Here is a 23791-nt window from a genome sequence, read left to right as displayed (position 1 = left end):
AACTTTTTATCAAGCGATTACGGAACTTCCATCAATTCCGGAGCGATTCCACCCTAATTCCGGAAATGTTGGCCGGTTTAAAAAAAACTGTTAGCTTTAGCCATCAATCTGGCTGAAAATGACCCAGGATAATTACAGAATTTTGGTCCTCGAAAACTTCGATCAACAAGCAGAGGCACGCCTATTGCCGCAGGAACTGGTATCCCCCACCCGGAAGAACCTGAAAGCGCATGCCCTCCACGTTTGTACGGAACGATTTGACCCTAAAGACGAATTAATGCTTCGCGCTGTTTTCGGCAAGAAAGATAACCGGGAAGCCTATATCAGGGCCATTGAAATCTCCAGCGCGGAAAAGTTCCGGACCTTGAATAATTTCCTGAATGACCGGGAAATCTACACCGATTTTAAAAACATCAGCCTGCTGGCCTGGCTGATCGATTTCCAGCCGCGGCCCTTTCATCATGATTTGACCATTCCCGACAAATCCGTTCAATTGCCCCCGCGGCCGACAACACCTGGGGAAGATCCGCCGACGATCACCAAAGCGAAAGTGCGTCGTTACCTTCCGATCTTCTATGCCCTGGCGTCCTTGCTCGTTCTAACGGCAGGTTATCTGCTCTGGGATCATAACAAAGTAAACCACGCCTTGGGGTGCATGATCTGGGCGGCTGATCATTACGAAGCTACCAACTGTAAGGAGATACCGGCAAACACAACGGCATACCCGGTTAATCAGCAGCTTATACAAACTTTCCGGAAGATAACCCAGCCGGATACCCTGACACTGCATTCTATCGGAAAAGTCTGGTACGCCAAGCACAATGGCCGCGTAGAGTTTTTTACATGTTCCGGCATCCACCCGTTAGACACCAATAAACGACTGTTGCCCATGTCTGTACACATTCTGGAAAAATATGTCTACCACATTACCAACTGAAATTTCACTGATATCATGACCATTCTAATATGAGCGTGATGAAATAACCCTGTCTATTATATAGCGGCTATGCCCTGAATGTTACCCTAGATTACCGGATTGTACAGTCCGACCATTTGATTATAGATAAGAATTTAGTGTGTAGACTGGAAGATATTGAAGCTCCCTAATGGGGAAAAGATAACGTATATTACTTTATGGATATGGCCCTGGCTTATAGTAAAACAGATAAAGCCTTTACACATTAACCAAAAAAGCCCGGTCGGTGTCGGGCTTTGCTGTTATTTCCAGTTTTTCAATACTGTGTTATAGAAGATATTCTTCACTATCCGATCCTGTGATATGGGCTTATCATTTTCATTACCATCTTTATCACAATAGTTGACTTACTTAAACAAAACACTTACATCTAACCAGCCATCATGATTTATGTCGTTATTAGCCATTATTACAGGTATTGTTAAGATCAACCTTTTTACAATATGTTATGACTGTGCTATTTTTTGTTGGTACCGCTTCAGCATCTAAAGCGGTACACGCTGGATACGAATTGCAAACGTAAAGGGTTATGGTCAAACTCAATACCTTTAATCATATAGTTAAATCCTACTTTTGTGAATTTAGCTATTTATCCTAAACGCTAAGACCATATTAACTTATTACAACTCAATTTGTTTATCCGCTGTCCTAAGTCAAACACATTCAGAGACATCGGATAAAGCCTATTTGTCAAATATAGCATTTATTTCAGGATTCGTTTTTAAATATTCTACTTCTATGGAGTCACCCACTTTAAAATGAGAACTTCCCGAATTACCAACGAAGGTTCTTCCACCAATATCAAACTGATAATAATAGTAAAATTCGTGAGATACGGGACTGTTTGGCAAGTAATACTTTTTATTAATTATCACTGCCTTTGTTTTAACCGGATTTTTTTGAAGCTGCTCATAATCATTGTTGCTATTAACACAGGATTGCAAAAAGCTCTGTATTAGCAGTATTTTAACTGTCAAAATAATTTTATTTTTATTACGGTTTAACATTTGTATTGTCTTTAAGTCCGTTCAATGATGAGTTAGTTTTACCATTAACTACGCCGGTAGTAACAGTTCCTACAACGTTTTTAATTTCTCCTGCCAAAACATTTTGACCTTCTCTAATCTCTTGACCAATTACACTTCTTACTCTGGAATTTAAGCCAGTCGATTTCAAAGCATTGGCAACTCTACTTCTACTAACTGTCACTTTGCTGGCAATTTTATTTATTGTTTTACCTCCAACCTTGTCTCCAACATACTTCGCTCCTTGTCCAATTTTTGAAGTAACAGCACCTGCAACTAAATCAACTGTGGCGTTTTTTGCAACATTTACAACATCTGTATTCACATTTACTTTCAGCCCCTCATTAGATGTTTTTATCTCCAATGTATTATTTATAGCGGCTACTCCTACTTTTATTGCAAGTTTGGTTCCTACGCTTTTTATGGCGCTTTCGCCATTCGTCAAAGCGCCTTCAAGTGCTGATGTTCCTATAGATACAAGATTTATATTCTTCGTCCATGGGTTACTCCGTTGACTTTGAGGTAGGGTGCTATTAGTCTGATAGTTTGCATATACTTGTGTACCATAGTCAACTGCAGCACCTACGACTGCCCCTATAACCTGTCCCCATATTTTACCATCTGGATCTGTACGGGAAATTGGGTTGTTTGCAACATAAATGTATGGATTATCTGATTCCTGGTCTTCTTCGTCTGCACTTGGATCTACAGTAGTCCATCTCCCAATTACAGGATCATAGAACCTTGCGCCATAATCATACCAGTTCACTCCATCCTGCAACTCCTTCTTATTGTAAAGATAGTTATTTTTTGTACTCGGCTTACTACCTATCGCCACATCCATGCCGAACGGATAGTAATCATCCGCCTGCACTTGTCTTGCCACACCCGAACCCGTATCAAAGTTCACCCGTGAGTTACCCAAATGATCCGTTAACGTATACTCGTAATTGTACGCCGATACGCCATTCGGTAAAGCCCTGCCTTCCTCCGTCTGGATAAAACTCAGTGCCGGTGCCGTCGAGGTCGTACCATCATATTCGATTCCGTCGATGTAATCCGTTGTCGACAGTCCCGCTACGCGTCTCAGCTTACGGCCCGTCGCATCATATACATACGTCATACCCATGCCCGCGATCGACTGCGGCAGATTCAGCAGGTTGTAAGTAATCGAGGTGATCCCTTTACTGTTATCCGAGTTCAGGTTACCGTTACCATCATAAGTATAGATCGCCGTACCATTCTTTTGTCCAGCGTCACTGCCCGAAGCGTCCGTCACCTGCTGCAGTTGGGTCGAGCCCGCAGCATACGTATAGCTCAGCTGGTCGCTTAACACATTACCCGAATAACGTGCCAGCGCCTTAATATTTCCCATCGCGTCATAACTGATCCCCGTCTCGTTATTGCCCGTTGTCGAGATTCCCGAGGTTAAACGGTTCAGCTGGTCATAAGTATACGTATACACATTCGTCGCCCCGCCATTCGTCTGCCATAGCTGGTTGGCGATATTCCCGTTGTACTGCTTGCCCCCTGTTCCTGTATTATAGTACAGGTACATATTAAACAGCGGCGACGTGCCCGACAACAGCCAGCCCCGTTCATTATAAGCATAGGCCACATCCTGACGGAAACTCCCTCCCTGATCTGTACTGTGCAAATGTTTTACACTCACCTGGCCCACCTCGTTATAATCAGACCTGGATACCAGCACTCTCGTGTCGGGGCTCTGGCCTCCGTTCTGAATCTGTTCCCAGCTATTCGTACGCCTGCCCATATGGTCATAATCGTAACTTGTCGTTACCGTTAGTTTGGCAACGGATGCATTGGCTGAGGTATAATGCTGGCGCACCACCACCGAATCGGTATTCAAAAAAGTATACGATGTCGTCACCACATCGTAATTTCCCGCCGTCAGCACCCCCCCAAGGTAATGCTGATGATAGCTTTGGGCTTCTCTGCCCTTATCATCATAGTAATGCACCGACGACAGCATATCCGGCGCCGTGTTGCCGATCGTATTCAGCACCGCTGTCCTGCTCCCGGTCAGCAAACCTGTAGGCTGGGCCATCGTGTTGGCTATTCTCGCGGTGAAAGGCAACTGCGGGAACTGATAATCATCATAATAATTCACCGTCAGCACCTTGCTCAGCGCCGGGTAACTCGTCACCCGATAACCCAACGAGTAAGTGACCACATCGGCATTCTTATCCGCTTTATCCCATTGATCCGCCGCATAGATTTGTCCCTGTAAATCCGATAAGGCCTTCACCGAGCCAGCGTTCCACAACCCTGTCATCACCACCCGGCCCTGCGCGTCATACTTGGTCACCGTCCACTGGTTCATTGTTCGCTGCACGCTATCCTGGCTCAGCACCGGCTGGTCCAGCTTATTATAGATCGTAAACTCCCAGCCTTTTCCCGGAATCTTTTTCTGCGTCAGCCGGTTCCGTTCATCGTAACGGTAAGTATATCCCAGGCTCCCCGTATAAACCGGTATGCCTGCGCCGTCAGGATTCGTCCCCGGGGGCAGCACATAAGCCAGGTTACCCATCTCGTCATATACATAGTACGTTGACAGCATCTGTAAAATACCACCGGCGTAGTTAAACGTCCTCTTCAGTACTACATGCCCGTCTTGGTCTTTATACTCCTCCGTCGTACCGCCTCGACCACTCTTCCAGTTCTCATCCTTACTCACGGTCACATACAGCCGGCCCGCTTTATAGTTGATGTCCGTCCCGTTTCCACGCTTCAGTGTCCGGCTACCGTTCGGATTCGAGGTAGCTATGTACATCGCCGCCAGGGTGCTGGTCGCTGTATCGGAACCGGCAAACGCTGTTACATTATTGGTCATATACACGATCTTCTGCGTATGCCCCGACGCCAGTTGCCAGTCCAATCCCGGAGCACCCTGCTCCAGCACCCGGTTCAGCGGGGAGGCCTCAAAACCAGTCACCGAATAGGGGTTAGCATTGGTAGCAACACCTGATGAGGGGGGCGCGTAAAAACCCATTTGGTCCGTCAAAGCGCTGCTCCTGTATTTACCGTCCGCTGTTCCCGAAGCCGCGTAAGGTAGGTATTTGACCGCCTCCCGGCCAAACTGGTCATAGACCACTGGCTGCACCACATCCAGACCCAGCGTGCTGCCCTTCACCTGTATCGTCTGCGACAGACGTCCCAGACCGTCAAAATACTGAGCCGTCTGCATTAGCTCACAGGTGCTTCGACCCGCTAGGTCCGTATTTTGCTTCATCCCACTCTTACTCGGTATCGTCGTCACGATAAAGTTCTTATCACTGCTTAAGCTCCCCGCGAGCGGCTGACAGTCCGGGCTCAGCGCATAGGCATGAAAATCGTCACAGCTCGTTGTTGCTGTAAAGCTGAATCCCGTGCTTAATATAATGCCGCTGTAGCTATAATATTCTCCGGAGTTAGCAGCTCCGCTCATCGGCGCCGTTACCAGGACCGGCACGGTCGAAGCGGGTGTGCAGGTCCCTGTCCCGCCGGTACCACCGCCCGTTGGTGGATTTTGAGGGTTTACCGTTACCGTGGCCACCGCGCTCGTCGCGCTTTGGCTCCCACTCGTAATCAAGACCCGATAATACGTCGTTGAGGTCAGAGAGGCTGAACTGAAGCTCTGTCCTGTACCGACTGCCGGCCAGCTTAACCCGCCGTCCGTTGACTGTTGCCACTGGTAACTGTAAGTTCCTGTACCACCGCTTGCCGGTCCGATTGACAGCGAGGCTGTCCCGTTATAAGCGATAGTTTGCGATCCCTGGATATAAGCACCCGGTACTACGGCAGGCGGTGGATTTACCGTCACCACAACAACATTGCTCGTCACATTTGCCCCCATATCCGTAGTAATCATATGATAATAGGTCGTCGATGTCAGGTTAGCCGGTTTATATTCCAGCGCATTAACCGCCGGCGTCACATCCTGCCAGCCCGAAGAACCGTTGGGCGACCATTGCCAATTATAGCTATAAGATCCGTCGCCCCCCGTAGCCGCGGCGCCTTGAAGCGTCCCCGCCCCTCCATAACTGATCGTTTGATTCGCGGGACTGATATTTCCGGATACCAGCTGCGGATAAACCGTTACCGTAGCTGTATTACTGGCTACTGCTGTTCCCGTACTGGTGGTCACCAGGTGATAATAGGTGGTGGCGGTGAGTTCTCCCGGGTTATAATTTAAACTGGAGACTCCAACGTCTGACCAACCAGATCCGTTAGCTGAGGACTGCCATTTATAGCTGTAGTTACCGTCACCGCCTGTGGCCGCAGCAGCGGTCAAAGTCTGTGTTGACCCACCGGAAAAAGCTTTTTGAGTAACCGGACTGATATCTCCACTCACTAGCGGTGCGTATACATGTACTGTGAGCGGTGCGCTGGTACTCGCACCATAGCTATTGGTAGCTTTACAGCCAATGACTACAGGCCCCGAATATGTAGCGCTCCAGGCTATTTGCGCCGATCCAAAAACCGCATTTATCGTTCCGGCATTAGCCGGGATTAAAAACCAGTTAAAATCGGTAGCGCCCTCTCCCCCAATGGTGTGATAAGGATACGAAGATCCCTGAAGTACTGACGCCTGGCCGGCAATAGGTGTAAGCGGCCCAGGAGCATTGCTTCCCCCGCCCGGTGCGGAATTCGTATGTACCTGCGCATGTATCCGCAGTTGACATAAAAGCATCAGCAGCAAAGGTATTCCGGTAATCGCAGCTTGCCGCAATATATTTCGGATATACATCCGGCTGCCGCTAACTGTTAATAAAAATCGTTTCATTGAGTGATAATGGTCTGTAGATTTATACTTTTATTATTGCCCCTGATAATGGTAATCCATATGCCGGATGATGTTTCCGTTCTCATCCTTTACATTCATCAGCCGCTGGAAACTGTCATATTCGTACGTCGTCGTCTTGCCTTTTGCATCGGTTGTGCTGGTCATACCTATTGACGGCTCATAAGTACTGGTTACCATTGTAGCGTTTAACGGGTAGAGCCGTAACTCATCTATGTTGCCCGTTCCGGAAATACTGACCGAATTCACTCCGCTCACACGATGAATATAATTAGTCCAGCCATTTACGGTAGCGTTTTTGATGGGATAGCCGCTTATCGTCCCGGCTATGGTAAAAGGAGCGCCGTTCTTCGTCCAATAGGATAATTCATAAGTGGTTGCCGCTGTTAATCCGGATTTGCTGACCAGCCCATTGGAGAGCGGATAAGAAAACCTCCCGGTTTTTGCAAGGGTAGTACTATCCCGCTGCGCCGATCCAACTATCCAGTTACCGGTATTATCCGCTTCAAATGAAGTAAAGGCGATATCTGCCGGGTCGCTATTTTTAATTTGTGCTACTGGATAAAGCTGGTCATAGTCCCAGATATAACCCGTGGAAGGCCCGTTTATCAGTGACTCCGACAGGACCTGCCCATGATCCGTATAAGCATTGAAAACAACCCGATCTTCGGCAACATTGCTGCCTTGTTTCACATTATATAGATGTGGCAGCACCAGTCCGTTAGGGTATATTAGGTAGCTTGTCTTTATCGTGGAAACTTCAGCACTTCCTTTAGTAGTGTGCCGTAAAAGTACCGGGGAAAGATTGTGCTGAGCGATCAATGCCAGGCGGGCCGTTTCTTCTGCACCCGTAAGGGCTATATCCTGCGGATAGTTTAACGTAATAGTATTTATTTGGCCATCACCAGCAATCGACGTCGATTTGGTCAGTAAGGCATGTTCGGGGTTACCATATTCGCTGGTGTTAATGTCCTCTATATAATCCGAGCCTGCAGTATTATAGGTCCAGGTCCTTACCGTATCCGGGTAGACCCAGGTACAGAAGTGCGAATAGGATATCAAGTCATAAGCATCGAATTGTGTTTGGTTGGGGGGAGATGTCTCGCAGGTTGCTGAATATTTTTTGTTGACAATATAGGATTTATATTCCTGGTTGACACGGGTATCCTCTTTATAATGGCTGAATACCTTCTGAACCGGAACTTTGATGCTACCATTCATTTTAAAGGTATAGGTATAGAATTCCCTGCCGTTTCTCCAGCTGTAATCACTTAGCGGAGCACTGGGCATAGGTTCTCCCAAAATTGACTGACCGGGTATATCCGCCTGGAGTTGAAAATGATGTTCAACACCCCCATTTTCAAAATTATCCCCGAACGATTCCAAAACCGAGGTGTAGTTGACCGGGGTGGAATAAGCATACAGATTCGTTTGCGAGTTCGAGTACATGCTGTAGTAATCGTATATGGTCGGGGCACAGATAGGCCCCCCGGAGCTTGTCAAACTCTGTGAATACACGTGCAGGTATTTTTCGAACTGAGGTATAAAAATCCTTGAGCCGGATGATTTGGTCGGATCTTCAGGGTTATAGTAATAATAATGTTTGATTTGTGCCGTGCCGCTATTATCTCCGGGTGTTGTAATTACTTTACTGATGCGCAGGCCTGCCACCGGCACATTCTCAAATGGAGCCACATAAGTATCGTCGGGATAAGAAAGATTGGCTGAACCCTGAGCCCCCGCACCACGTGGTATGATCTGCAATTGATAAGTGTGGCCGCTGGTTAATAAAAATGCATCAGGGTTAATAGATTGCCCCAACGACAAAATCTGGGTAAAAACCGTTGTACCTGCCGTGATATCGAATACACTGACCGTGCACTTGTTATGCAATTCATCAACCGGGTTTCCGGAATGCGGGTCATAAACACATTGGGCATGAAGCGTTGCTGATTTATTCGAAGACAGTTGAAACGGCGGCGACGTAAGGGTATTAGGAGCAAGCTGGTCAATTCCAACACCGGTGAGATAGATAGTTATTTTGGGCGTATTACCCACGCGTTGCTGATAAGTTGTATTGGCTTCATAAACTAAGGAATCATACCCTCCTGTGGGATATTTGATCCTGTTTAATAGCCCGCTGGTCGCGCTCACGGGATCCGAGTTCCGGTTGGCGGTAGCACCGGGCAGAGCGGGTTGCCATTCATCATAAACCGGTTGGGGTATCAGCGTGGTACTATTGTACGCACCGTTAAAATATCCATAGGCGTCCTGGGCGTAAGATAACCTTGGCGGAAGAAAACCCAGTCCGTTATAAGAAAACTCGTGTATTCTGGCCTTGCTACCGGATGAATCCCACTCTGATATTCTGGTCAGAAACGGACGGTTATCCAAAGAGGTGTCCGCAGTTGTATAAACGTTTGAAAAAAGAGTTGAAGCTTTCGCAGTTTGGTATTTAAATGAAAAATATTTGAAACGAACAGCTTTACCACGCTGGTAAACTTCCATTGCGCTTAGAAGCTTGTCCCCGATATCCGGCCGGTCTGTATATAAGAACTTTAGCTTTCCACCGGATGTGGAGTTAATTTCCTGCAGATAAACCGTATTGGTTTGTAACCAGGACAGGCAGGAAGTATTGGGCGGCGCCGATGGTGAGTAGGAAGCCCCTTGAGGCAAAGAAAAATTCCCGCTATATGCATACATTGCCTCGTTAACCCCTGTCTTATAAAGATAGCCTACATGGTCATATTTGAAGTTTAATGTATCCCGATTGGGATGGATTACTTGTGTCAGGTACCATGCAGTCGGTACAAAGGACGCATAGCTTTTACCACAACCGCTCTGATATTTATTGGTTGTTTCGGTGGCGGAAGCGCCACCAAAGAAATACTGCTCACCCGCCGGTGTCGTTATTTTGAAGTTCCATGAGCCCGTTTCGGAAAAATCCTTTTCGATCCGGAGTGCGGAATGGTTTAATGGAACCGGGTTAAGGTTGTCATCCAGCAAGAATTTTCCGGTATAGCCGTTAAAATTAAAAGAGAAAATATCAGGTTCAGCATCATTGGCATCACGGACGTTTAAGGTTTCTACAAAATTAATAAGATTTTGGGTCCTTTGGGGGAAATCTTCCGGCGGGATCAGTCGCTGAACCTTTTCATCGGCGGCTCCCATTACCGTACGGGTAATTACGCCACCTGCATTCAACGACCATGACATACCCACCCGGGAGGCGATCTCATCCACCTTTAACCCATTACTGAAATAACTTAGGGATACCGGTAACTTTAAATTATTGGAAACATATTGATATATTGGAATATTGATATTCAGCACACCCGTAGTCAGCCCTATATCCAGGCCACCATATTTTCCCAGTGACGCTGCATCAGGAGAAGGGGGAAGTATGTCTGTCAACTTGCTATAATCAGCCGCGGTAGCCCCCGACCCGGGCTGAACAGCCAGCGATGATTTGACCTGCGCATACACGAACCAAGGACTGCCGATGGTCGTCATTAACACCATACAAATCCCTAAAACTTTACTTTTTATCATGTCGATATCTTATTCTTTTATTTACTACCCGATTTTTTTATTCAATCTTTGACCTCTTTATCGCTTCCTGCTGTTGCATCAGATTCAACAGTTGAGTATGGGCGAGCGTAGAAATAAATAATGAGGCTACAATTGTTAAGTAGGTTCATTTCATTTGAGCTAGTAATCGGGTTATTGTTTGCCTTTGCTGATGAGCTGTCGCAATTGCTGCTCGAGTCTGTCAATCCTTCTCCCCTGTTTATCAATGGTTGCCTTTTGCCTGGTTTCTTTCTCGTCTTTTTCAATCAGATACAACGTTAGCTCCTCGACTTTTTTGAGTAGTAATTTGTTCATCTCACCCAGGTTAATCCCCTCTTTGGTGATTTCCTCCGCCGAAGGGATTTCGGGCAGGTGCTGGTTATTATTGATGTAGTTCTTGACTTCCGTTAATGAACGCAAATCATAGTTCTTTTTAAAAACATAGTCGGGCCAGGTGCCATAGGTTTTCACCGTCACAGCTGTTGCAATCATGGATCCGTTGACAGCCAACTTATATCCTTTTGGATCCGTAGTACCGATTCCAACGTTTCCGGTCGGATCAATCACCATACGGCTGTCGACATTATTACTGCGGAACGATAAGTAAGCTGCTCCTGCAGCACTGTTGAAGCCATTGGATGTATTACTGGTATAAACGCCACCTGTTGACGTAAAATATTGATTTGTATTGACTACTCCGTTAACATCAAGGGTATAGGCCGGGTTGGATTTTCCGACCCCAACAAAACCGCCGTTCGGATTCAGGCTCAGCATGTAAGCTAATCCCAACCCGAGTTTGTCAGTAGCCTGAATCCAGGTATTCACGCTGTTGGTGCCAAAGTCTATCACCGCGTTGTCACCACCCTCGATGCGAAGCCCGGCTCCAGGTTGAATATTACCGGTTGTTGCCGGCAAGGCATTTACCCCACTTCGGACGGTGAGTTTAGGACCAGCGCTTGTGCTTGTCGTACCAATACCAATTGGCCCGCTAGTTTGCCAAGGAGTGTTTTGGGCATAAAGTTTAGACCCGATAAAAAAAATGATCAAAAATAAAATGTAAAAATGTTTCATATAATGGCTTGGATTGAATTCGGCTATTTATTGCTCTTTAAAATTTGCAGCTGGGCTTTGATGGCCTGAATCGCTGACTTCTGCTCAACTAATTGCTGTTGAAGTGCTGGGTTTTCGGCTGATTGTTCTTATTCTTATATTACGGCAAGTACTATTTTATTCCTGAAAAGATTTTAGCAGTCATGTGCGTTCTCAAATATGAAGAGACTTGTAACCAATACGACTGATTCCAGCTTATTGTATAGAAATAGACCACTATTCTCCTGTTAACAAGAATAACGTAGGGCAGATATCAAAAAAGAAAATTTCAGTGCAGTGAACTTTTTATGTTAAAATTGACTTATTCAGCGCAGGGATGGCAGGTCCTTTGAGCCGCATAAATGTGAATTGAATAAAAATAGATTTGGGGCATGACAGGGATAAGGTGAGCCCCACGGACGTGTTAAGGTGTTTTGGTTATCATAGTGAATCAATAATAGGTCGTCAAATATAGCTAAATATTATATGGTGCAAAATATAAAAATATAATGTTCACGGGAGGCGTCACCTCCTGCCTTTCCGGTTATTTCAACCGGTATTTTTTAATATCATAAGGAATTGCCAGGTAAATAATTATTTTTGCAGTGCTAATATTATTTTAGCGTATAATGAAACTTAAACTTTTACCATTTTCCCTTATTTTTTTCTTTTTCCTGATCGAAATCATTTCATCCTGTAAAGAGTTTATCGAGCCCTCCATCACTAAAAGAGCGATGATACTGAATGCCCCGGGCGACAATTACCAGAGCACGAGCTATTCGGTCAATTTTTGGTGGGGTGATGTGGAAGACGCCCTGTATTACCGCCTGCAGGTGGTCACCCAGCGGTTCGATTCTATCGGCGGACTGGTGCTGGATACCCTGGTCAAAGACACCAAGTTTACACAAACGCTTGACCCGGGTAACTATCAATGGCGTGTCAGGGCCGAGAATGGCAGCACCCAAACCGCTTTCAGTACCCCCAGGACGCTGATCATCCTCGCCTCAAGCCTGACTAACCAGACCCCGGTCCTTTCCAGCCCCGCCAATAATACGGTAGTCACCCTACCGTCCGTTACCTTTAAATGGGGAAGTCTCTATAAAGCGACGAGCTACCATTTGCAGATAGATACCAATAATTTTATTAAAGAAGACGCCCTGGTCAGCGACCAGGTCCTGCCCGGCCAGCAATTTACCTTTCGGCTGCCGAAAGAACAGACCTATCAATGGCGGATAAGGGCGGAAAGCGACTCCAGCCAGTCCAAATGGTCCGCGATCAACCAGCTGACCTTTGACGCCTCCGCTCCCGACATTGTATCCCTTAACCAGCCGCAGAATAACACGACGGTCAGCTTACCGGTTAATCTCTCCTGGAACGCCGTCAGCACCGCGGTAAAATATAAATTATATCTCTACCAGGCTGACGGAACCACTTTAATCACCGGCTTTCCCGTTACGGTCAGTGCTATCACCTACCCTTATAATTCCGGCAATACCGGTGATCGGATCAGTTGGAAAGTAAGCGCGCTCGATGCCGCGGGTAATGAGGGGAAAGCCAGCGAGACCAGGACTTTTACGTTACAGTAAACCAAGCGATGAAAAGTAAAAAAATGACTTATGTTTTAGCTGTCGTGACCGTTTTGATCTGGGGAGCCATCATCTATCGCGTCATCGCGGCGCTCAATGATGATCAGGTACCGACCACTTTTACCGAACCTCCGCACAGGGAGCGTTACGACGATTATAAATTACCCAAAGACACGACGAAATTACACGGCGCTTACCGGGACCCTTTCGGTATGACCGTAGAAAAGTTGCCGGATACGGCAACCCTCAAGGTAAAAGCCATAAGCCCCAAACCCCTTCCGGTAACAGCCGCGTTTCCCGCTGTCAACTGGGGAATTTTCAACTACCGGGGCTATGTGCGGAACGCAGGTTCCAAAAGGCTTATCGCGGTTATTGCCGTCAATGGTAAAGAAATCATGCTCAGCGAAGGGGAAAGTGCCGGTCAGGTTAAGTTATTGAAAAACATGAGAGATTCCGTAAAAATCTATTACCAGGGACGAACAAAGTTTATCGCCCTCAATACCGCTGCCTTATGAGATCAGCCCTTTTATTGTTCCTTATCTGCAGCCCGCTCATCCTGATGGCCCAAAAAATGCCGGATTACGGTAATACCCAGGTCCGCATCAACGATACCGATAAAACGATACGGGCAGGCATCGAGGCTGTCCCCTCCAATCCTAAAACCTATCCCGATCTGAACTATTACTGGCTCGGGGGAGGCATTATCCATCAGTTACAGGGAGGCTACAGCGGCCAGTTGCTTCACGGCAGCTACCAGGAGTATGATCTCCGTAAGAATTTGAGGATGCAGGGAACATTTCAACGGGGTCTGAAAGATGGTATCTGGAAAACCTGGAACGAATCCGGAAAACTTGTGAGCATAGTCACTTGGGATAAAGGTTGGCTAACCGGCCCATTTACCCTCTACACAACGGAGGGCAAGGAGAAAACCTCCGGGTACTATGATCATAACCTGTTGGACGGACCATTGACCACCGGCTTAGAAACAGACTCTCTCAAAACGGTGCGCTATAAAAAAGGAAAGATCGTACCGCCCAAACCACATAAACTTCTGCAACGAATCAATATTTTTAAAAAACATAAAAAGCCGCAGGCGGCTCCGCCGCCCAAACCCTGATCATGCTCAAGGCCTCCGCTTTATATATCGTTATTATCATCGCGCTGGTGATCGCCCTGCTTTGTTCAGCATTGATCCTTTCCGCTTATTTTTACAAGGTTGAATACCAGCAAAAATTCCGGCATGACCGTTTGGCGCATAACCTCCGTTCGGGGGTCAATATCCTGCTCAGCGATCAGGACAACAGTTACCTCCGGGCACAGCCTATCAGTCTCTTCGATAACGAGCAGGATTCTGTATCCTTACAAAAATATCCCTGGGGCATATTTGACATCGGTATTGTCAAGGCGTTCATCCAGCGCGATACCTTATATGAGGTATTTAGCATGGCCAACCGTATCGATTCGACCAAATGGTCCGCCCTTTATCTCATCGATGAAGATCGCCCGCTTTCCCTGAGTGGTAATACCACGATACGAGGTGAAGCTTATTTGCCCAAAGCCGGCGTCAAAACCGCTTATGTGGACAACCATTCCTACACCGGGAATGAAAAACTGGTGCAGGGCAAGATCCGCAACAGCGAACGGACGCTGCCCCTGCTGTCTGAACCAAGATTACAGATCCTGGCTAAACTGAAAAACGGAGGTCTAAGAACGTCTCTTCCCTTACCGGAAACTCAGCGGGTTGGGCGTTCGTTCCGGGTATCTCCACTCATCGTAAAATTAGGAAAACAAGCGGTCAGCCTGCAAGATTTGCAATTAAGTGGAAATGTGATCATCTATTCCGATACCACCCTGGTCATCGAAGGCAGCGCTGTACTCCGAAACGTCCTAGTCTTTGCTCCCGGCATTGTCGTCCGGGAAGGATTTCACGGCAATTGTCAGCTGTTCGCTACCGACTCAATCAGTATCGCCCCCAATTGCCGCCTGGAATATCCGTCCTGTGCTGGCGTCCTACGGGACACCTCAGCGGTGATCGGTTTTCCGGAAAAGATCAGCATTGGAGAAAATTCCGCGTTGGAAGGATTAGTTTTCAGCTACGAGAAAACCAAAGGCAAACTACCGCCGGTCATCAGTTTAGGTAAAAGCAGCCGGATCACGGGGCAGGTCTATTCCCAGGGGATTCTATCGCTCAAGGATCAGGTCCTGATCCAGGGTAATGTCATGACCTCCCGTTTCTTATATCAGAACAACTTTACCGCCTATGAAAATTACCTGATCGGGGTTACCTTTGATGCTCCCGCCTTGTCACCTTATTTTCTCATCAGCCCGATGTCGCCGGTATCGGCGAACGGCCAAAAGATATTGCAATGGCTAGAAACCCGATAAAGCATCGAACCCTACTTCGGGCCTCTTCACTGACAGAAGTCGTCATCGCGATGGTCATCATCATGCTGGTCTTCGGCATCGCCATGACCATCTATGCCAATGTTATCCGCTTATCGCTCTCGGTAAAGAAAATGAGGGCTCAAGCCGCGCTGGAAGAAGCATTATCCGGCGCTATCAACACAGGAAAAGCCGAAAATCACACAGAACAGGCGGACGGGTACCGCATCGAACAAACCGTTCAGCCCTACGGCACCGCGCCCGGACTGATCGTTATTCAACTAACCGCCATTGATGACCAGCAACAACCAATAGCCAAACTGCAACAAGTCCTGATCCATGAATAAGCGCCCCGATAAGCTACCCGCTTTTACCCTCCTGGAAACCATCATCGCGATGGGAGTGACCGCTATTGTGATCGGTTTTACCTATTCCGCCTATATCATTGTGACCCATTCGTATCTTTCCTTTTCAACGAAAAATAAACACATGCAGACCGTGATCCTGCTGGATAAATTATTGCAAAGGGATTTTAACCGGGCTGTGCGCATTACTGCCGGAGACCACCTCATCCGCTTTCAACTGGACAGCGGCGCGATTCAATACGAGTTCCAAAGAGACCGGGTCATCCGGAACCAGGGCAAACCCGATACCCTGCCGGTACAAATCCTCAACCTGCGTACCGCCTTTGAACAGCAGGAAATTGACAGCACAGCATCAGACACCGCCAGGCTGATCGATGAAGCGCAACTGGCCCTTATTTTGGAAAAACAACAAATCCAGTACCATTATCACAAATTATACAGCTCCGCAAACCTTTTTAACGCTAACCCCTATGCCATCCATTGACCTCAGCAGGTACGAAAAAAAGAAAAAACAGCAACCACACCGGAAAACCGAAAGCTTCGATTTCTTCGCCTTCATGAACAAGGATATTACGTTCGGCAGTAAAGAACTCAGCGATAAAAAAAAGGAATACCTGTACCTGGAACTCTATTCGCTGCTGGATGCCGGCATCGACCTGAAGAACAGTATTGAGCTGATCGCCGGCGGTCAGGAGAAAGAGGCGGATAAGGCATTATTTACGGGCGTCCAAAACAACGTTTTAAAAGGGGCATCGCTTTCAGCCGCGCTCGGAAAAACCGGCAAATTTTCATTGTACGAGATCTATAGTATGGAAATTGGCGAAGAAACCGCCCGGTTAACCGAGGTCCTGGAGGACCTGGCCAAATATTACCAGAATAAGATCCAGCAACGGAGAAAAGTGGTCTCGGCGCTCACCTACCCCAGTATCGTGCTCTGCACCTCGATGGGCGCGGTACTATTCATGCTTAAATTCGTAGTCCCCATGTTCAGCGACGTCTTCCGGCGTTTCGGCGGTGAGCTGCCCTGGATCACCCAGCAGATCGTTGATCTCTCCAATGCCCTGGAAATGTACTCCCTTCCTTTCTTTCTTGTTGCCGGCTGTCTTGGCGGCCTGTTGTGGTATATCCGTAAAATGGAACGCTTCCGGAAGATCAGTTCAGCCATCGTGCTCCGTATACCGGTGGTAGGTGCCCTGGTCCAGAAAATATACCTGGCCCGCTTCTGCAATTCCATGCGGCTACTGCTCAGCGCCCATATTCCTTTGCTCCGGGCCATCAGCCTCAGCCGCAAAACCATTGGTTATTACCCTGTAGAGTCCTCACTGGAAGCTGTAGAACAGGAAATCCTTCAGGGACGTTCGCTGAACGAGAGCCTGCGCGCATTCCGGATTTATCCCGTTAAAATGATCATGCAGCTCAAAATAGCGGAAGAAGGCAATAAGCTGGACGTTTTTTTTGGCAGGCTCGCCGAACAGTATCTCAAAGACGTCGACTACCAGACCAATACGTTCAACAACGTTATGCAACCCGTCCTCACCCTCATCATCGGCCTGATTGTCGGCACCATCGTGATTGCCATATATCTTCCGATGTTCCAGTTGAGCAACACCATCCAATAATTTGACACCAGTTAAATAGCTAAACGTAAGCTTATACGTTACCGGTGATTTCTTCAACTTTGCAGAACTTGTCAGCATTATTCACCATGGCTGAAAGGGGATAATTATCACTGGCATATTCACGCCACTTGTAACGATACCTTGTTACATACCGATTTTAGAAGCACCAAGAACTAACCCCTAACAAAGAAAATACTATTAATATCACTGCAAGCAAATTTAGTAAGCAGCTCAAAAAAACAGCTTTGACAGTAAGCAAAATCTGGTCTTCTTTCCCTTGACGAGAAATAATTCCAAAAGGGTCAGCTATATTTGAACTTACACGATGTTGATGTCTATATGATCATAGAAACATCCGTTACCGATTTAATACTATGGAAGTGCCCCCTATTACGTCTGCCGCAGAAGACGAGCCAGCAGTTCCATAGGTATATGTTTGCTCGAACACCGAATCAATCAATATGATCAACGATAGGCTACTCATGAGAAAAGATCTTAGAAAATGTATAAGTAGTCCTAACAGTGCGTTTGATTTGTAACAAAAATACGATGGGACTACAACGCTGTCAGATTTGGTAGATAATAAGAACGCCCTGGCTGTTCATTATAAATTTTGATGTTTAACTATCTTCAATTCTATTTCGCCGCATTTGCTCAACCAAGTCAAGTGAATCAAGCGGACCTGTTAAAACACCATCCCAGTTTTTTTTACAGATATCCACAAATCGCCGTTTATTGATGAGCCAAAATTTATTAGTCGAATCGTTAAAGTTTCCGTATTGCGCGTCCTCTTTACTATTATATATATTTCGTTGTAATCATATTATAGAAGGTCCCCAATAACCAATGCCCCCCACTTTAGCATGACTGTCACCGGGTGTTTAAATAATCAAATATTTTTAATGATTTCCCTCCCGGATGAAATAATGTTTGCCTAAACTTTTGTACCCCAAAATGTTTAGGAAGGAACATGACGCCAGGTGTAAAATCAAACTAAGCGTTAAGAATTTTGCTCTCCTATCTTTTATTTACAACTGTTTTCAATGACATCGATGATGATTAAAAAAGAAATATCAAAGGGATACGACGCAGCCCGGATTCTGTTTCGAACCCGGGGAACCCGGCATAGTTCATGTAGGCACTAACTGCGAACTTTTTTCACCAGGTGTTCTATCCTGGCTTTGGCAGCTTGGTTAAGGGCATGTCCGGCGCTTACAAAATCGGTTATTCACCTTCAATATAACCTTCAAAAGGTCTACTGCCATCTGATCGAGCAGCTTAGATCAGTACAACAATTGATCTATTTTATAAAATCTTATATATCTATAACAACAATTTTTAATAAATCATACCTGATGAGAAGCTTGACTTAATGGAGTGGTTATCAGATCTGTTATGGCAACACACCGATGTACTTATAATAATTCGTAGGGTTAGTTTTAGAAACAAGAAACTTTACCTTTGAATTTAACTTTAAACTATCGAGTGTATACGTAACATAATTAATATGAATAATTTGGTCATTATATAAGACATTAACCACTACTTCCGTGCCGCTATGAAGCGTGTTAAATCGTTTCACGGTTCCGACAACCAGTGTTGAATTCTTTAAAGCTTTATTTAAACTATAGTGTCTATAAATCGTCGTTAAAATAACAATTATTACAAATACAATCAGCAACCATATCTTTGGTATGAATTTCATGAACGATTAATATTTTTAATAGACTTTTAAAGGATTTAATCCATAAGCTCAAAAAAGTTCATTTTGAAAGAAGAAAAGACACCTTGCTGGGTTCTTAACCAGCATTCTGATTGTCAATGGGAAGACACATCTTTCAACTTCAATTCAATTTTATTTTGCCGCATTTTTTCAATCAACCCAAGAGAATCAAGCGGACCTGTCAAGATACCATCCCAGTTTTTGTTACTGGTATCCACAAATCTGCTTTTATTGATCAGCCAAAATTTATTGATCGAATCGTTAGAGATTTTGTACTCCGTTGTCTTTGCGATTATGTATGTTTTGTTATAATCATATTTCACGACGTCCCCAATAACTAACGCTCCACCTACTTTTGCATGACTGTCGTCGGGAGTCCAAATAATCGAATATTTATAATGATCTCCCTCCCAAATAAAATAATGATTACCTAAATTTTTATACCCAAAAATATCTAAAGAAGAGCAGGATACCGTAAATAAGATAAAACTAAGAATTAAGAATTTCGTTTTCATACTTTTTATCTATAATTATTTAAACGTCCAACACCATATATAGAAATTGGAAAACCCATTGTATTGTTGATTCCGTGTCTTGCCCTTTCTTGATAAAGGAGCATATTTCTTATTAAACCACCACCATAATCCCAATCATAATTATTTCCAGGACCATTTTTTACTGTAACATGTCCTTGTGGATCGAGTAAAGTCATCGTTGTTCGGCCTAACGCATAAGTCGTATTGTATGATGAAGCGCTCCCATCGAAGCGATAAAGTAGATTAATTGGCGTCTCAACATTCATACCTTTTATAAAATCACTAATGCTGGTTGTCCCGAAATCTAATTCAGCAGCATCTAAATAAAGATAATCATCCGGAGTCGCTTTAGTATATATCTGATTTTTTACATTTAAGCCCAGATTGGGATGACTTTTCGCCCATGCGATACCTTCTTCAGCTGTAACTATACCGTCATAATCCGGCCTGGTTGCTATAGTTTTAAAATGAGTACTCTCTCTGTATAAAGCATTTTCGGATAAGCTTGACAGTCCCAAATCCATACGCAACGCAGTTTGATGATCCATACCCTGAGTGAAATCTTCAGCATTCATAACAATGGCATGGCCTAGTAACCCCTTACTATCTGTCCCCAAAAAGTTACCATCTGTATCATAAACTGGATTGTAACCACCTGTCGGATCAATGCCAATCACCGGGTTATTCCCCATACCTTCATATGGAGAGGCATACTGCCCTTTAGGATCAACACTCAACCACCGACCTATCCTACTGTCATAAAACCGCAAGTCAAAGTTATTAAACCCTGTAATTGGATCTTTTTCAGCATATAGCCCCTGGTATTCATAATGGTAACCAATCCCACCTTTACGGGCAATAAACCCGTAAGGATAATAGTCATTGTACTGTATAATATCTGCCTGGCCGCCAACTTTGTTGCGGTTTATAGCAACCCGTACACTACCTACGTTGTCCCTGATTTCATATACATAATTCGATGCCGACTTAAAATAAGTGCCGAGCCTATCGCTGCCGTATACAGGTTGCTCGGCAAGGGCCGGTGTTGGCAGAGCTGCGGTAGCTTTATAAATAGCCAGCGCATTGCCTGAAGGATCATATACATAATAGGTAGTACCTAACGAATTTACCATTTTGATGCGATTGCCGGTTTCATCGTAAGCATAAGTACTAACAGGTGCAGTCATAGCCGCATCGCTGTAGATACCGGTTACCTTGCCCGTTACGTCATATTGAAGATACACTTTGATACCAGTAGCACCTGGCTGTATTTCGCTCTTTAAACGTCCTATTTCGTCATATGTATAGGCTGCAAAGGCCGTGGGACTAGCTGTGCTTCCTACACTTGCCAACCTATTCGTATTTGCGGTATAAGTGTATTTTGAAAAATTATCACTTAACGCTCCGTTCCCATCTGTGCGCTGCAGTGTTTGTATATTCCCATTTGCATCGTAGGTGATGCCATTTTCAGCAAATTTGGTTGCCGGACTAAATGCACCGGTACTGAAATTAGGTGTCCCCCAGGTCGACTTGTTGAACTGGTATTTTGGATCATAAGTATACGCATACATCGTGGGATTTTGGATGGTCGGGTCAGCGCTTAGCACTGAGGCCGGCTTATTACTTTGCCAGCTCATCCCAGTTACATTTCCATTAAAATAGTTGGTTGATCCCGTGATAATGCTCGCTACGTTGCTGCCGTTGCGCATATAGTCACCATTGAAATATTCGAGTTGCAAGCCAAAAACATCCTTAGCAAAGCTATTGGATGCCCCGTCTTGTAAAGGATCCTTTGTCGCGTCACCGGTGGGACTGTTTATCGCCTTAAGCCAGCCTTGAGGAGTATAAACATAATCTAGCCCCTGCAGTTGGTCTCCGAGTTCGATACGCTTGAGAGGTCCATGTAGATAGTAATAATAATGCGCCTGTTGCACCATATTAACACCATCGGTACTGGTCTGCACATTAATCAGTCTCGCATCAGCATCATAAGTGTTGTAATGCAGCAGGCGTTCGGAAGCGGTACCTCGCTGGTATTCTACCACACTTACATTCCCCTGATCGTTGTAGGTGTAGTTCACCGTTTTGTACCCCGCTAAACCTGTAATCTGCTTCACCATCCATATTACTCTGCCATGATCATCATAATTAAACCAGGTGCTGCTATTGGCGTTTGTGGTAAAACTCACTGCGCCTTTCAAAAAGTCCGCATCCTGGATATAACCACTCAGACTTAAGTTGGTTGCAGGCAAATCATAATAGGTGTTAACCTGTGAAAGCTTCGTCGCTCCGGCTAAATCAGCAGAGGTCCCGGTTGCTTCGAGTAATGCAGTATTGCCTGCCAAGCCAGCAAATGTTGCACTGGTTACAGCATATTCCCCTGATTCCAACGGACGTCCGGAGATATCATAGTTGGTATAGGAGAATTTTTCGGCTTTACCAGTTCCCGCATTGGCAGCTACTTTTTGATATGCATTTTGGGAGAATCGGATCTTCCCGTCAGCACGGTATACAAATTGCACAGTGCCCTCATCAGGTGTAGAAGTAGAGATCAGTCGGCCTTGCAAGTCATACTGATATGAGGTAATGAAGGGAAGCTGGCTTGCTGATGTATAACTACCATAACCATTTTGTATCAATTGCTGCACACCATTCGGCGCGATACTCGCGATTAACTGACCTTTTTGATTATAATAATTATAGCTGATATCCGCATACTTATTAGTGTAAGAAAGCGTAACGTTACTCGTTCCGGTCGGGTTCGCTCCAGTTATTGGAGCAGGATTGGCTGTTAACTTATAATATCCTGCCGGTAATGAACCACCACTGGTAAAACTTGAGGTAATATCAGCCTCCGTGGTCATATTATATAATGAATACTGACTACCTGTTATTGTCACAGGTGTAGTTGCGTTCAGTCGGAAATATTGCATGGATGTACCTGACGGTTCAACGAGTTGTCCTTCCGCTTGATCATACAAAGGAACAATCGGGTTTTGCAAGGGCGAGATAAATAAGTTTTCTGTTACAGTGAAGGGATAGCCGGAAGTGATTTTGTACGAATTATGATCCGTGCCACTGTAATTATAACTATTTCCAATGCCTGTATAATCAGGTGCTACACATCCACATGAGACACCATCATGGTCATTTAAAGAAACAACATTTACTATATAGGGAGAAGAAATGGTTAAGCTATTAATAGACGTGCCAGTAGTGGTATTTGCGGCTGTAAAGCTATACAATGGCTGTTGATTACTGATGCTTATCGTGTTTGAAACAGTCAAATATCCGCCAGGGTCAGCCCTGCCCGTCATTAAACTCATTTTACCAGAAAGATCCGTGACGGATAACATACCGGTTCCATTTTGATCGGTAGACACTGATTGTAACGCCTGCCCGGCCAGCGTAGCTGGAGCGGCTCCCACTGTCGCAGATGGAAAAAACTGGTTGCGGATGGCCAGATAATTGTCCAGTTCATGCTGTACCGGAAAAGTACTACTCTGGATCTCATGTCCGCTTCCCATTTTTAACTGGTCGCCTATCCCTGAAGAACGTTTTGCTCCGCCAGTACCATCATGATAATATTCGCTCCGGCTATAAGGGAAACCTGTTATACCAACCATTGGTTCCAGGGTATTGTTATTACTGAAATACCAACCCAAGGTACCAGGTTCACTACTATCGAGTACATCAGGCGAATTTACCTTCGCAAATGGATTATTCGTATTGGATGGATCTCCGTCGAAATTCAGATAGCTATAGGGCCTGGTTCCAGCCGTCATAAAGTTATTGGAAAACTTAAAGATCGAATTATTGATAGGCGCTGCTAAAGTATTTAACACGCCTCTTCCCTGCAGATCATATAAGGTTTGGGTAGCCAGCACCTGGCTCGTGCTTTCATTCTTTACCTGGGTCTGTATCGATTTTCCATTATTGTCGAAAAAAGCTTTCTGGGTAGCGATCTCGTTACCATTCTCGTCGTAAGTCCGTGTTAGGATCCAATTCTTATCGCAGTCCTGGGCCTTAACGTTCAAAGTACTCAACACGCCGACTAACGCAGCCATGCAAATACCAACAGTTATCCTGGAAAATTTATCTTTAAAAATCATAAGT

At 45.4% G+C, this 23791-nt stretch carries 14 protein-coding genes; 8 read left to right on the top strand and 6 right to left on the bottom strand.

Annotated features, from left to right (window positions below):
* Positions 1 to 118: 118 nt before the first annotated feature.
* Positions 119 to 937, top strand: coding sequence for a hypothetical protein (locus AAGC65_RS01805; RefSeq protein ID WP_343110691.1), 819 nt, complete (start codon positions 119 to 121; stop codon positions 935 to 937).
* A gap of 722 nt (positions 938 to 1659) precedes the next feature.
* Here the strand turns inward: AAGC65_RS01805 and AAGC65_RS01800 are convergent.
* The 4 genes from AAGC65_RS01800 to AAGC65_RS01785 form a co-directional block, all read right to left on the bottom strand.
* The gene (locus AAGC65_RS01800) at positions 1660 to 1983 is read right to left on the bottom strand and encodes a hypothetical protein (protein ID WP_343110690.1); all 324 of its coding nucleotides are present in this window, start codon (positions 1981 to 1983) and stop codon (positions 1660 to 1662) included.
* On the bottom strand, positions 1970 to 6787 hold the full coding sequence (locus tag AAGC65_RS01795; protein ID WP_343110689.1) for a DUF6443 domain-containing protein: 4818 nt from the start codon (positions 6785 to 6787) through the stop codon (positions 1970 to 1972). Before AAGC65_RS01795 ends, AAGC65_RS01800 begins: the two co-directional genes overlap by 14 nt.
* A 33-nt stretch (positions 6788 to 6820) precedes the next feature.
* Entirely contained in the window at positions 6821 to 10357 is a 3537-nt protein-coding gene (locus tag AAGC65_RS01790) for an RHS repeat domain-containing protein (RefSeq protein ID WP_343110688.1), read from the bottom strand.
* Between the two features lie 171 nt (positions 10358 to 10528).
* Positions 10529 to 11446, bottom strand: a complete 918-nt coding sequence (locus AAGC65_RS01785; protein ID WP_343110687.1) for a hypothetical protein — start codon at positions 11444 to 11446, stop codon at positions 10529 to 10531.
* A 647-nt stretch (positions 11447 to 12093) separates the two neighbouring features.
* Between AAGC65_RS01785 and AAGC65_RS01780 the strand changes: the two genes are divergently transcribed.
* Genes AAGC65_RS01780 through AAGC65_RS01750 form a run of 7 tightly spaced genes read left to right on the top strand, consistent with a single transcriptional unit; the run spans position 12094 to position 17416 of the window.
* Entirely contained in the window at positions 12094 to 13050 is a 957-nt protein-coding gene (locus AAGC65_RS01780; RefSeq protein ID WP_343110686.1) for a hypothetical protein, read from the top strand.
* Positions 13051 to 13058: 8 nt separating this feature from the next.
* On the top strand, positions 13059 to 13565 hold the full coding sequence (locus AAGC65_RS01775) for a hypothetical protein (protein ID WP_343110685.1): 507 nt from the start codon (positions 13059 to 13061) through the stop codon (positions 13563 to 13565).
* Positions 13562 to 14167: a hypothetical protein gene (locus AAGC65_RS01770; protein ID WP_343110684.1), complete on the top strand. Its 606-nt coding sequence runs from the start codon at positions 13562 to 13564 to the stop codon at positions 14165 to 14167. Before AAGC65_RS01775 ends, AAGC65_RS01770 begins: the two co-directional genes overlap by 4 nt.
* 2 nt (positions 14168 to 14169) lie before the next feature.
* On the top strand, positions 14170 to 15435 hold the full coding sequence (locus AAGC65_RS01765) for a hypothetical protein (protein WP_343110683.1): 1266 nt from the start codon (positions 14170 to 14172) through the stop codon (positions 15433 to 15435).
* Complete coding sequence (locus tag AAGC65_RS01760; RefSeq protein ID WP_343110682.1) at positions 15417 to 15779, top strand: hypothetical protein; 363 nt, start codon at positions 15417 to 15419, stop codon at positions 15777 to 15779. The genes AAGC65_RS01765 and AAGC65_RS01760 overlap by 19 nt, the downstream gene beginning before the upstream one ends.
* Positions 15772 to 16281 carry a hypothetical protein gene (locus tag AAGC65_RS01755; RefSeq protein ID WP_343110681.1) on the top strand — a complete coding sequence of 170 codons (510 nt, stop codon included), beginning with the start codon at positions 15772 to 15774 and terminating at the stop codon, positions 16279 to 16281. The genes AAGC65_RS01760 and AAGC65_RS01755 overlap by 8 nt, the downstream gene beginning before the upstream one ends.
* Positions 16268 to 17416, top strand: coding sequence for a type II secretion system F family protein (locus AAGC65_RS01750; RefSeq protein ID WP_343110680.1), 1149 nt, complete (start codon positions 16268 to 16270; stop codon positions 17414 to 17416). Before AAGC65_RS01755 ends, AAGC65_RS01750 begins: the two co-directional genes overlap by 14 nt.
* Positions 17417 to 19234: 1818 nt before the next feature.
* Here the strand turns inward: AAGC65_RS01750 and AAGC65_RS01745 are convergent.
* Positions 19235 to 19654 (bottom strand): hypothetical protein, encoded by a 420-nt coding sequence (locus AAGC65_RS01745; protein WP_343110679.1) that lies wholly within the window; start codon positions 19652 to 19654, stop codon positions 19235 to 19237.
* 5 nt (positions 19655 to 19659) lie between these two features.
* A complete protein-coding gene (locus AAGC65_RS01740; protein ID WP_343110678.1) occupies positions 19660 to 23787 on the bottom strand; it encodes an RHS repeat-associated core domain-containing protein in 4128 nt (1375 codons plus the stop codon).
* Positions 23788 to 23791: the final 4 nt, after the last annotated feature.

This window comes from Mucilaginibacter sp. (assembly GCF_039207105.1).
In the GTDB taxonomy this organism is placed as follows: Bacteria; Bacteroidota; Bacteroidia; order Sphingobacteriales; family Sphingobacteriaceae; genus Mucilaginibacter.
This window is presented reverse-complemented; position numbering and strand designations above follow the sequence as displayed.